Genomic DNA, 12,384 nt, shown 5'->3' with positions numbered 1-12,384 from the left:
TCAAAATACAAGATGATTTTTTAATATTAATCAATGCAGTACATTTTCAAACAAAATCTATAAAAATATCCGATTAGGAGTGTAAAGAATGGCAAAGAAAATCAAGCAAATCGCAATTTACGGAAAAGGTGGCATCGGCAAATCCACCACTACTTCAAACATCAGCGCAGCTTTATCTACAGAAGGATACAAGGTTATGCAGTTTGGCTGCGATCCAAAGAGTGATTCTACGAATACTTTAAGGGGTGGCAAATATATACCGACGGTTCTTGATACCCTGAGGGAAAAAAGTGTTGTAAAGGCTCACGAGGTTATATATGAAGGATTTAACGGCATATATTGCGTCGAAGCAGGCGGGCCTGCGCCTGGGGTGGGTTGTGCAGGTCGTGGAATTATTACCGCTGTGCAGCTGTTTAAACAGCAGAAAGTGTTTGAGGAGCTTGACCTTGATTTTGTTATATACGATGTCCTTGGCGATGTAGTGTGCGGAGGCTTTGCGGTTCCAATACGTGAAGGAATTGCAGAACATGTTTTTACAGTGTCCTCAGCAGATTTTATGGCTATTTATGCAGCAAACAACCTTTTCAAAGGAATACAGAAATATTCCAATGCAGGAGGTGCCCTACTTGGAGGGGTAATTGCAAATTCCATTAATGCACCCTATGCGAGGGAAATCATTGATGACTTTGTCAAACAGACAAACACACAAGTAATAGAATATGTGCCGAGATCGGTTACGGTAACCCAAAGTGAGCTTCAGGGAAAAACGACAATAGAAGCGGCTCCTGACTCCAAGCAGGCGGGCATTTATAGAAGTCTTGCAAAAAAGATTGCAGAGCATAGGGAATCAAAGGTGCCGACGCCGCTTGAAATAGGAGCCCTTCGGGAATGGGCATCAAAATGGGCGGATCACTTATTGGCGCTTGAAACGGGTGAGGTAAGGGTAGAGGCGGTTGGAAATATCTAAGACAGCGTTTGGGGCATAGATTATGGGAGTGATGATGTGATTGAGAAGGCTTCCGTAAAGGTTGGCGGAATGAGCTGCGCCTTGTGTTCAATAACAATTGAAAAAGGTCTGGCCAAACTTGACGGTATCATTAAAGCAAGCGTCAGTTTTGCTGCGGAAAAAGTTTTGCTGGAATATGACAAGGAATAAATAATTCTGCCATATGTTAGAGAAAAAATAGAAGCCATGGGTTTTTCGGTTCTACATATTCTGCAGCATAGTTAAAATTTGCACAGTTTGCGGATTCCATACGCTTTAAAACGCTTTTTTGGCATGATTGGAGGGTCCAGCTGGCGCTTGCAGCTCCTGTTCGGTACAAAATATTTCTGTACTGCTTTTAGTAATTTTGGCCTTTTAGAAGCTTGGACGAGAGTACCAAAGCCAAATCCGACGAACCCCGTGAGTACGGCTAGATATTGACGACAGTGTTTTCGCTGTTTTCGGGAAACAAGAAGGAGCCAAAAAAGGCGCGCAGTCATGCTGAGTACGAACTATCCGGCGTAAAATCTTTAATGTGCCAGGGAAAATAGTTGGTAACAATCGGTATCAGCGTGTAAAGTTAGCCCCTAATCCTTGCCACAAAGAGTAGTGAAGAGCGCCAAAGAAAAGTTGGAAATATTCCTCTGCCAGCGGTCCTGGATCGCCGTTAGTTATGGGTGATACCCAAACAAGATCGAAACCAAATTATCCAAGAACACTTTACCAGGTTCATCTGGACCATGGCATATTTACTGTACCCAAAAACACTGGCGCTTTCTGGATTTATAAATATTGAACCACTTACCTGATAAGTGAGGTGTTTAGCAGCTAAAAACTATAGGGCATATATACTGAAATTTTGTGGTTATACGAATATGTGGCTAATCCGGAAAGTTACTTTCCGATTTCAAGTTTAAAGAACGATCTTATGGGCTTGCCCACAGCCATAAAATTGTTCCGCAAAACGGTGGCAAAGATAAGGCAGAATCTATTTTAGGCAATCATCTACAATCTGGTTGTCATACCCATTGCAGCAACCGGGAATCTGAGTCCTAAACCGGCGGCAGATGCGATGGCTTTAAGGTCTATATGCTCTTCCCTTTATACCCCGCTAGCGTCCTTTGCATGCAACACTTTGCGATAACGCGATCCCACCCACACATACCTATGAAGTGAAAGGAGGTCAGCACTCCAAATATCAAAAGTAGCCCATAGCTTGCATTATTGCTCAATTCAGGAAGGTATCTCAATATAAAAACGTCTTATATAAATACTGCGATACTTATATTACCTCTCAAAACCTCTGAACCTTTTCAGGCTCAACGAATTGATTAAAACCTAGACAAGGTCATATTCTATATTGTTTTGGGCGATATCCTCGGCCACGCCATAAGCTTTAGAACTTATAATAAGTACTATAAATTTGAACAAATGGGCACTAGCTGGCAAAGAAAAACATAGTTGATAAAACAAATAGGGAAAAGTTCCTGAAATAGTTGAGAAAGGTAATTTTGACGGTGAGGTTGTGCAGGTTGAATCCATTAACGAGCTGTGATATGAACAAAAATTCTTGACAATTGCGTTTAGGCAAGTTAAAATATATAAAAACTATAGGAATACTTGGATATTGGTTTTAGTTGACCAGATATACTGGAGGCTAAGTTGCTACACTGATTGAATGGGTGTTGGGACTTGGCCTTTTTATTTTATCTTAATTCATCAGGATTTTATAGGAGTAGTGACTTAAGATGGCAATAGATTTAAGAAGTGCTGAAGTACCTATCAGAGAGGCGAGCTTGGGAGCGATCACCGGATATGCAGGAACAGCGGCGGATTTGCAGGAAGCGGTGGAAAAAGGGAATCTGGCTGAGAAGGACAGAGCCTTTTCACAGTGTGTAACCTGCAGTTCAGTTACAGCAATTTGCCAGCTTGCCATGATACAGGATGCGGCTGTTGTAAACCATGCACCGCTGGGTTGTGCCGGGGATTTCACTAATTTCAACTTTATAAACAGAAGCGGGCAGTTAAAAAGGGGTATGCGTGTGGAAAATGCCCATTTAATCAGCTCAAATTTACGGGAAGAGGATACCATTTACGGTGGCGCGTTAAAGCTGGCGCAAGCTGTAAAAGAGGCCAAGCAACGTTTTAATCCAAAAGCGGTTTTTATAACTACTTCCTGTGCATCAGGGATTATCGGTGACGACATTCAAGGCGTTGTAGATGCTATTGAGAGTGATATTCAGGTACCTGCAGTGTTTTCGTTGCTGCAGGAGCAATTCACGGTCACAGTATTATTTGCATTTTAAAGGAGTTGGGCATGAATGTCCTTGGTGGGTGCACATGGCACCATGATCAGAGGTTCGACAACGGAGACATCCGGACAGACAGTCTGAAGCATATGGTTGAAACCTATGGAAATGTCAGGTTCAGCGTTTGCAACAAACAATCCTTTGAGCTGGTAAAACTACTGAATAAACTTAAACCCGATGTCTTTATTGTGCGCCATCACGGCATGTCTGTTTGGGGCGCAAAGCTTGGGATACCTACATTTCTAATGGGAGATGAACACTTTGAGTTAGGATATCAAGGATTGATAAAATATGGGCAGAAAATCGTAGACACCATCTCCAATCCATCCTATGTAAAGAACATTGCAAGGCATGCGAAACTGCCCTACACCGACTGGTGGATGCGGCAGGAGCCGTTTGCCTATCTGGGAGGTGTGCCGCTATGAGTACCGAAATTGAGCAGCCGAGGCATTTCTGTACTTTAGGAGCGCAGCAAACTGTTCTGGCCATTGAAAGAGCCGTACCTATCATCCATGCAGGACCAGGCTGCAGCTCAAAACTTTTCGGAGGTCTGAGCTTCTGCAACGGATAACAGGGTTCAGGCTTTGTAGGAGGAAATGCAATACCCTGTACCAATGCAACAGAAAAAGAAGTTGTATTTGGAGGCGAGCAGCGTTTAAAAGAGCTAATCGAGGAGACGCTTAAGGTGATTAATGGCGATTTGTTTGTTGTGCTTACAGGCTGCACCTCGGATATTGTAGGAGATGATGTCGGCAGGGTGGTGAGAGAATTCAGGGATAGAGGCGTGCCTGTTGTTTATGCAGAAACCGGAGGCTTTAAAGGAAGTACCTACCTGGGACATGAGCTTGTCGCACAGGCTATTATAGAACAACTCCTGGAACCTACTAAGGAAGAGATCAATGAAAAGCTTTTTCAGGAGTTACCTTTTAACCGGATGGCGGACAGATAAAAAAGGAATTAAGGGAATTTAACCATCAATTCCAGCCGCTGATTATAGGAAATACATGGGACAGGGATATTGCCTCGGAATTGAATGGCTTTCACCTCAGTCTGGGACTGCCGATTACGGACAGATTGGTACTGGACCGTTCCTATACGGGATACAGGGGTGGATTAAGATTGACTGAGGACATATATGCTGCGGTTCTCGGAAGCTATCAATAGAGATATAAAAAAGCGAGTGGATGATATGATAACTATAAATAACCTTAGTAAAACCTATTTGACACATCACGCGGGTATCAAGGCACTGGACAATGTAAGTCTCAGAATCGAAAAAGGAGATATTTTTGGAATTATCGGCTTCAGTGGAGCCGGAAAATCTACGCTGATCCGATGCCTTAACCGTCTTGAGGAACCTGATTCCGGTACGGTATTCATAGGAGGCATGGAAATCACGGCAATGAATAAAAAGCAGTTGAGGCTGGCGAGAAGAAAGATAGGCATGATATTCCAGCACTTTAATCTTTTTGACTCGATGACGGTATTCCAGAATATCTCCTTTCCCCTTGAGGTTGCAGGATATCCCAGACGGCTTATTAAAAACAGGGTTGAAGAAATTCTCGAGCTGGTTCAATTGACCGATAAAATAAAAGATTATCCGTCACAATTAAGCGGCGGACAAAAGCAAAGAGTAGGTATCGCACGTGCACTGGCTAATGAACCGGATGTGCTGCTCAGTGACGAAGCAACGTCAGCTCTTGACCCTCAGACAACCTACTCGATATTGGAACTGCTTAAGGATATTAATGAAAAGCTAAATTTGACAATCGTGCTTATAACCCATGAGCTGGATGTTTTGAAGCATATCTGCAACAATATGGCCGTACTTGAATATGGAAGGATTGTTGAGAAAGGACCGGTTGAAAAGTTTTTTTTAAACCCTGAGAGCGATACCGCAAAAAGGTTTGTAAAGATAATTCAAAGTTTCCAATACGGACGACAATTTATGGAAGGAGGGGGAATATGAACGATGATTTATTTGATTTGCTTTTAGGAGGACTTGGCGAAACCATTTATATGGTTGTTTTATCGACCGTTGCCGCATTGATTTTAGGTTTGCCTTTAGGCATTATACTGGTTGCAACCGAAAAGGGCCATATTCTTGAAGCTCCAAGGTTTAATAAAGTACTCGGCACATTCATAAACATTTTCCGTTCCTTTCCTTTCATAATACTGATTGTTGTACTTTTGCCGTTATCACGTTTTATTGTTGGCACAACACTTGGAGCCACGGCTGCTGTAGTTCCGCTCTCAATCGGTTCGGCGCCTTTTCTTGCACGGATAATTGAAAATAGTCTAAAGGAGGTTAGCACAGGTAAAATTGAGGCTGCGCAGGCGATGGGAGCAAATCCGTTTTTAATCATCACTAAGGTGCTTTTACCCGAAGCGTTGCCGTCCCTTGTGCGCGGTGTAACTCTTGCAGTAATAACGATTACCGGTTTTACCGCAGTTGCCGGGGCAATAGGTGCAGGGGGATTGGGCAGCCTTGCCATACGGTTTGGCTATATGAGGTTCCGAGATGACATAATGATTGCCACTGTAGCCGTTCTGGTCTTATTTGTGCAAGGAGTCCAGTGGGGGGGTGATTTTGTGGCACGAAGTATAAACAGAAAGCGGTACAAGTTCGATTGATAGCAAAAGAGAAAAATATTGCAGCAACCAGGTAAAATTAAGAAACTAAATTACAAATTTTAAGGAGTGAATCGGTATGATTAAAAAAATTCTATTATTAGTAACTATTGCTGCATTACTTACAGGTTCATTAGCTGCATGCAGCAGCGCAGGGGAACCCGAAGAAACCCCAGCGGGCGCTTCCAGTAAAGCAGAAAGCAAGGCAGAAGTATCTACAACTGCAAAACCTGATGTTACGGTAAAGGTTGGGGCGGCTTTGGTGCCCCATGCGGAAATACTTAACTTCATAAAACCCAAACTGAAGGAGGAAGGCATCAACCTTGAGGTTGTTGTGTTGGACGATGAAGCACAATTAAATCCTGCTCTTGCGGACAAACAGATAGATGCCAACTATTTTCAGCATGTGCCATACCTTGATTCAGTATCCAAAGAAAAAGGTTATAAATTTGCGGTAGCCGGCAAGGTCCATGTAGAACCCATCGGCTTCTATTCACAAAAGATCAATTCAAAGGAAGAGCTTAAGGAAGGCGCAACAATCGCAATTCCCAATAATCCATCCAATGAATACAGGGCTTTGGTGCTATTGCAGGCAAACGGCCTAATAAAACTTAAGGATGGAATCGGGAATTATTCGGCAACACCCAGGTATATAGTCGATAACCCGAAAAAACTCAAATTTGTTGAAGTAGAAGCAGCACAGCTTGCAAGAACACTTCCTGATGTGGATGGCGCTGTAATTAACACGAATTTTGTGCTGGAGGCAAAAATCGATCCCAAGTCCGCTTTATTCCGTGAGAATGCAGATTCACCTTATGCGAATGTAATCGTTGTAAGGCAGGGAGATGAAAACCGTCCCGAAATTAAAAAGCTGGTAGAATACTTGCATTCACAGGATGTCAAAAAGTTTATCCAGGATAAATATGGGGTGGCCGTAGTTCCTGCATTTTGATTGGAATTTATGTAAAAATCAAAACCAATGTAAAAAATAGAAGGGAGCTAAAAGAAGTGAGAAATCGTAGATTAATTATTGCTTTTGTGCTAATTGGAGCCATAATTTTCAGCATTACAGGCTGTGGCAAAAAAAAACACATCTGCTGAAAATCAATCAACTGGAGCTTCCTCAAACCAAAGCACAGAAAATACAACAACTCAAAAAGAACTTAAGAAGATAAGGGTTGGCTATTTTGGCAACACCTGCGAAGCCCCTATATATGCAGCCTATGAAAAGGGCTTTTTCAAGGAAGAAGGGCTGGATGTAGAATTGATCAAAGGTGATGCAAATACTTTAAAAGACGGGCTTGCAACTAATAAAATTGATGTAACCGACGGGCTTCTCAACCAGTGGATGAAACCTATTGAACAAGGTCTGAACGTTAAGTTTACTGCAGGTCTTCATACAGGATGCATACAGGTACTTGTCCCTGCTAGTTCAACCATTAAATCCTTTAAGGAATTCAAAGGAAAGACCATAGGAGTCCCTACGCTTGGAGGTGGTCCGATGATATTGGTTTCAAGGCTTCTTGCCAAAGAAGGGATTGATTTGAAAAATGACGTTAAATGGAAGGTGTTCCCTAATGCTGAGCTTCCGCTTGCTCTTGAAAATGGCGAAGTAGATATTATTGCGGTTGCCGACCCATTTGCACAGATTCAGGTGAATGATGGAAAGGCAAAAAGCATATACAATTCCGCAACCGATTCCCCTTTCAAGGATGAATATTGCTGCCTAGTTGTTGTAAACGGAAATTTAATCGAAAAAGATCCTGATACAGCTGCTGCAGTTACAAGGGCAATCATGAAAGGTGCAAGATGGGTAAATTCAAATCAGCAGGAGATAGCTAAGATTGAAGTTGAGAAAAAGTATGTGCCGGGCGATGCAGAAGTTAATGCACAGGTTCTAGCAACCTATAATTACGAACCCTCGGTAGAAGGTGGACAAAAGGCAGTAATTAACGGATCAAAAGAAATGAGGGAAATAGGTGTGCTGGATAAGAGCACGGACACAGATGCTCTTGCAAGGAGTGCTTTTATCAAGCTGAAGGGTGTTCAATAAGAGGGTGAATTTTTATGAACTCAAAGGAAATTGTTTTAAAGGCATTAAATTTGCAAAAAACTCCAAGACTTCCTGTTTCGCTTCTTTCGGGAGGAGCCTGGACTTTCAACAGAAAGGGCTTCACCCTGGAAAAAGCTCTGGCCCTAGGCGCTGAACAGGCAGCGGAAATAATTGCGGAAACAAACGAGCTGGTAAAGTCGGATATTGTATGGCCGGGCTCCGGCTACCACAATCTGGCCATTCGTGCCATCGGCGGTAAAATAAAGTTCCGGGCCAAGGGTACACCGGATATCCAGGAAGTTCTCCTCACTGAGGCTGGTGACGTAGATACCATTAAGCTTGAAGGCTTGCAAGAAGATGCTGAGATCAATGTGCTTGTTGAAACGGCACGGGTCCTGAGCAAAACCATAGGTGAATGGACCCTGGTGGGCGCCAGCCAATGGGGCCCCTTTACACTTGCCGGCCACGTCTATGGCGTGGAAAGACTGATGAGGAACATTTACAAAGACAGGCAGGCGGTACATGCGGTACTGGAGTTTACGTCCGAACTTTGCTTCAGATACCTAGAGCTTTTTGTTGATGCAGGGGCTGAAATAATTTCCATTGCGGACCCTACAGCTTCCGGGGATATGATTTCAAGAGGACAATTCCAGGAATTTGCTCTTCCATACTTGAAGAGAGTAGTAGAAAGGGTTGAAGCAAAAGGGGTGGCTGTAAGCATACACATTTGTGGCAATATCTCTGACCGGCTTGACCTTATTCCCTCGACCGGTGCTAAAAATATATCGCTGGACTACAAGGTTGATTTGGAAAAGGCGCGGGAACAGGTAGGGGATAAAATGGCTTTCTCGGGTAACATGGATCCTGTAGCTGTCATGCAAGATGCATCGCCGGCAGGGGTCAGAGCGGCTTGCATTGAATGCCTACGGAAGGCGGGACCTAACAGTAGTTATATCCTGATGCCCGGCTGCGATATCCCGCCGGCAGTACCGCTGGAAAATATATGCGCAATGGTGGAAACGGCATGGAATTTCAATAGTGAGCGGTTGCCGGACACCGACTGAACGTATTGGGGGTGTAATGGATATGAGTTATCTGGATAATAAAGAACCGCCGAAAAGAGAAGACAGGTTAAAAGCCTGCATTACTTTTGGCGGCACATTATGCGGTCTGGCAAATAAAACAAGGGGCTGCTGCCTGCATGACGGGGAGCGCGGGTTTACCCAGGGCTCCATCTGCCTTCTGTTGCCCGGGCTGGCCATGATCAACAGCCTGCCTGATAATGTTGTGCTCCTGCACGGGGCCATTGGCTGCGGGTCTTGCGCCCACTCCCAGAATGCAAATGTAAGGTCGGGCGGGAATGTACGGTGGGGGAGAGTTAAAGATGCTCTCTGGCTTTCTACGGCCCTGAGCGAGTCGGATGTGATAAGTGGCGGCGAAACGAAGCTTGAAAAGGCAATTATTGAAGCAGACAAAAGATACAGGCCGGCGACAATAACCGTTGTAGCCGGCTGTGTACCCGGAATTATCGGTGATGACATTGACGGAGTTGTAGACCGTATTCAACACCGGGTTGCTGCAAGGATTATACCCGTTCACTGCGAGGGCTTTAAGACGAAAATCTGGGCCACTGCCTATGATGCAGTGTATCACGGTATAGGCCGTAAGCTTCTGGAGGAACCGGAACACAGCAAACCTTTATTTCCGGACGAACTGGAGGAATTAAAAGAAAATTACAGGAGGAGCAGGACGGTAAACCTATTGAATGTTTCCTCCATGGGCAGAGCGGATGAGCTTGAACTTTCAAGGCTCCTTGGAGCACTTGGGCTTGAAACCAATATATTTCCCGTGTTTGCAAAACCGGAGGAAATGTACAGGGTAACGCAGGCTGCGCTGTCAATCAGCACCTGCCCTACCCATGACGATTATTTCCTGAAGTTTCTCGAAGAAAAGTTCGGGATTCCTTATATACTGAAGCACATGCCCATAGGTATTGAGAATACCAACTTGTGGATCAGGGATGTTGCTGCATTCTTCGGTATGGAAAAACAAGCCGAAAAACTTATACAAGAAGAGGTTAAAGAGCTCAGAGCCGCTCTCGCGGAATTTTTGCCTGCTTTTAAAGGCAAGAAGGTATTCGTCGGTGCAGGTGAATTCAGGGCTTTGGCAACGGCAGGGCTTTTGCATGAGCTTGGTTTTGAGCTGGTGGGCATACGCTCATACCACCATGATGAATTTGCTAACAGTGAATATGAAAAACTGATCAATAGTACCGGGAAGGATTTTCCAATCAATATAGCCAATGTGCAGCCCTTTGAAGAGGCGAACCTTCTCAAGCAGCTTAAGCCTGATGTTTTTCTGGGACACTGGAATGGAAACGGCACCGCCGCCAAGCTTGGAATAGCAACCCATGTAATCTATAACACCGGCCTTAGCTATATCGGTTACAGAGGGGTATACGAACTGGCAAGAAGGCTTTACAGGCAGCTTTCCAATCCGGTATTTAACCGCAAGCTGAGCAAATATGTCAGGCTTCCCTATAACGCCCAATGGTATGAAGCAGACCCGTATAAGTATATCAAGGCGGCTGGAGGTGAAGGGCATGAGTGATTTTATTGAAAGGCCCAGGTATTCTTGCGCTCTGGGAGGTGCAATGTCAACAATCAATGCTCTTCCCGATACCATTCCAATATTACATGCCGCACCGGGTTGTGCCGGGAATATAGCCTGGACACAAAACGGGGGATGCGGGCTGCAGGTCGGCGGCTATTGCGGCGGTTTAAGCGTACCCAGTTCCAATGTACAGGAAAGGGAAGTTGTGTTTGGAGGGAGTGAAAGGCTGAGGGAACAAATAAAAAACACCCTGGAAGTCATGGACGGGAAGTTGTATGGCGTTATCACCGGGTGTGTTACCGAAGTCATCGGCGATGATGTAAAATCGGTGGTAAGCGAGTTCAAGGAAAAGGGGATAAATATATTTACTGCAGAAACAGGGGGTTTCAAGGGCAACTCCTATTACGGCTATGATCTGGTTATGCAGGCACTAGCCAGGGAGTATGTCCGGCCCGGCGTTGAAAAGATAAAGGGGAAAGTCAATGTTTTGGGAATCGTCCCGTTTATGGATGTGTTCTGGAGGGGAAACCTTGAAGGCATCAGGTCGCTCCTCGAAAAGCTGGGACTCCGGGTAAATACTTTTTTCACTTACCGGGATAGCCTGGAGGGTATCAGGCAATGTGCGGATGCAGAGCTGAACATCGTGGTTTCAGATGTATATGGGGTGGAAGCGGCCGGGGTTTTTGCAGAAGTCCATGGAACACCTTTTATCACTGTCCCCCTGCCTATTGGCCCCGCAGCTTCGGATGAATTTTTAAGACAGACGGCAAGGGCATTGTCCTTAGACTTGAATCGGGTGGAAAAAATCATTGAGGATGAGAATAAAAAATATTTCAGCTACCTGGAGCCTCTTACCGAGTGCTACAATGACCTTGACTTGCAGCGCTATGCGGTTGTAATCGGTGATGTTAATTATGCTACCGCTGTAACAAAATTTTTATCCGACGATCTGGGGTGGCTGCCGGAACTGGTCGTGATTACAGACCAATTAAGAGACGACCAGAAAAATAAACTGTTAAAAGCAAGTGCAAACTTGGAATCAGGACTGAAACCTAAGGTTGTGTTTGAAACTGACACAAGCGAAATTATTAGACATCTGAACGGGCTTTACCCTAAAACTGCAACAAACAAGTATGTAAAAAATTTCAGTCCGGGGTTTGTTGTAGGGAGTTCATTAGATCGGGAGCTTGCCCAGTCAATAGGGGCTCCACATCTTACCGTCAGCTTTCCCGTAGCTAACAGAGCTGTAATTGACCGTGGATATACAGGTTATCGCGGTGGTTTAAGATTGATAGAAGATTTACTAAGTGCTATAGTTGCAGGAAGATGATACATTAAGGTATTCAAGGCAAATAATTCTGGAGGGCATAGGTTACGATGGACAGAGTAATCAGCACAGCAAGTATAGATTTTCGTCAAAACTTGACTTTTTTCACATAGTGTTATTAGAATTGCTTTTATTTTTCATTTTAAGTATGTGAGGCGCTTTTAGATGGAAAATAAAATACCGATAAGGGAAAAAAGTTCAAACAACTGATATCTACAGGAATAAAAACATTATCTATGTTGAAGTCGGTATATCAACCTCGGATGTGTTCTTCCCCAATTATGGAAAGAAACGCAGATCTTAATACTACTTCAATTTAATTCAAATTATACGAACTGTAAAACCGCAATTTGTTTGTCGCAAATTGCGGTTTTATTTGTGCGCCCAGCATGGGCGCTTGCTCGTCGGTGAAAGTCCGATACGGGGGTTGATAGTGCCAACCGTTAGCCTAAGACAAGGGTGTCCA

11 protein-coding genes and 2 pseudogenes are annotated in these 12,384 nt (G+C 44.2%); all 13 read left to right on the top strand.

All coding sequences use genetic code 11. The annotated features are described in order from the left end of the window. The first annotated feature begins 88 nt into the window (after positions 1-88). The 13 genes and pseudogenes from nifH to RDV78_09915 all read left to right on the top strand — a co-directional run bounded on the left by nifH (position 89) and on the right by RDV78_09915 (position 11,921). Positions 89-967, top strand: a complete 879-nt coding sequence (nifH, locus tag RDV78_09975) for a nitrogenase iron protein (protein MDS1030776.1) — start codon at positions 89-91, stop codon at positions 965-967. 36 nt (positions 968-1,003) lie between these two features. Further along, positions 1,004-1,156 (top strand): cation transporter, encoded by a 153-nt coding sequence (locus tag RDV78_09970; protein ID MDS1030775.1) that lies wholly within the window; start codon positions 1,004-1,006, stop codon positions 1,154-1,156. 334 nt (positions 1,157-1,490) lie between these two features. Further along, positions 1,491-1,666 (top strand): annotated as a pseudogene (locus RDV78_09965) (IS1380 family transposase). A gap of 1,067 nt (positions 1,667-2,733) precedes the next feature. Continuing rightward, on the top strand, positions 2,734-3,291 hold the full coding sequence (locus RDV78_09960) for a nitrogenase component 1 (protein MDS1030774.1): 558 nt from the start codon (positions 2,734-2,736) through the stop codon (positions 3,289-3,291). An 11-nt stretch (positions 3,292-3,302) separates the two neighbouring features. Continuing rightward, positions 3,303-3,719, top strand: a complete 417-nt coding sequence (locus tag RDV78_09955; GenBank protein ID MDS1030773.1) for a hypothetical protein — start codon at positions 3,303-3,305, stop codon at positions 3,717-3,719. Then, a pseudogene (locus RDV78_09950) lies at positions 3,716-4,458 on the top strand (nitrogenase component 1). The gene RDV78_09955 and the pseudogene RDV78_09950 overlap by 4 nt, the downstream one beginning before the upstream one ends. 25 nt (positions 4,459-4,483) lie before the next feature. After that, positions 4,484-5,263, top strand: a complete 780-nt coding sequence (locus tag RDV78_09945) for an ATP-binding cassette domain-containing protein (GenBank protein ID MDS1030772.1) — start codon at positions 4,484-4,486, stop codon at positions 5,261-5,263. Then, positions 5,260-5,928: a methionine ABC transporter permease gene (locus RDV78_09940; GenBank protein MDS1030771.1), complete on the top strand. Its 669-nt coding sequence runs from the start codon at positions 5,260-5,262 to the stop codon at positions 5,926-5,928. Before RDV78_09945 ends, RDV78_09940 begins: the two co-directional genes overlap by 4 nt. A gap of 76 nt (positions 5,929-6,004) precedes the next feature. Beyond that, entirely contained in the window at positions 6,005-6,877 is an 873-nt protein-coding gene (locus tag RDV78_09935; GenBank protein ID MDS1030770.1) for a MetQ/NlpA family ABC transporter substrate-binding protein, read from the top strand. 123 nt (positions 6,878-7,000) lie between these two features. Next, entirely contained in the window at positions 7,001-7,978 is a 978-nt protein-coding gene (locus RDV78_09930) for an ABC transporter substrate-binding protein (GenBank protein ID MDS1030769.1), read from the top strand. Between the two features lie 14 nt (positions 7,979-7,992). Next, entirely contained in the window at positions 7,993-9,042 is a 1,050-nt protein-coding gene (locus RDV78_09925; protein ID MDS1030768.1) for a uroporphyrinogen decarboxylase family protein, read from the top strand. Positions 9,043-9,064: 22 nt separating this feature from the next. Next, entirely contained in the window at positions 9,065-10,588 is a 1,524-nt protein-coding gene (locus RDV78_09920; protein ID MDS1030767.1) for a nitrogenase component 1, read from the top strand. Beyond that, positions 10,581-11,921 carry a nitrogenase component 1 gene (locus RDV78_09915; GenBank protein MDS1030766.1) on the top strand — a complete coding sequence of 447 codons (1,341 nt, stop codon included), beginning with the start codon at positions 10,581-10,583 and terminating at the stop codon, positions 11,919-11,921. Before RDV78_09920 ends, RDV78_09915 begins: the two co-directional genes overlap by 8 nt. Positions 11,922-12,384: the final 463 nt, after the last annotated feature.

This window comes from Bacillota bacterium LX-D (assembly GCA_031628995.1).
GTDB lineage: Bacteria > Bacillota > DUOV01 > DUOV01 > Zhaonellaceae > JAVLUO01.
Note: the sequence above shows the minus strand (reverse complement) of the source record. Positions and strands in the feature narration are given on the sequence as shown.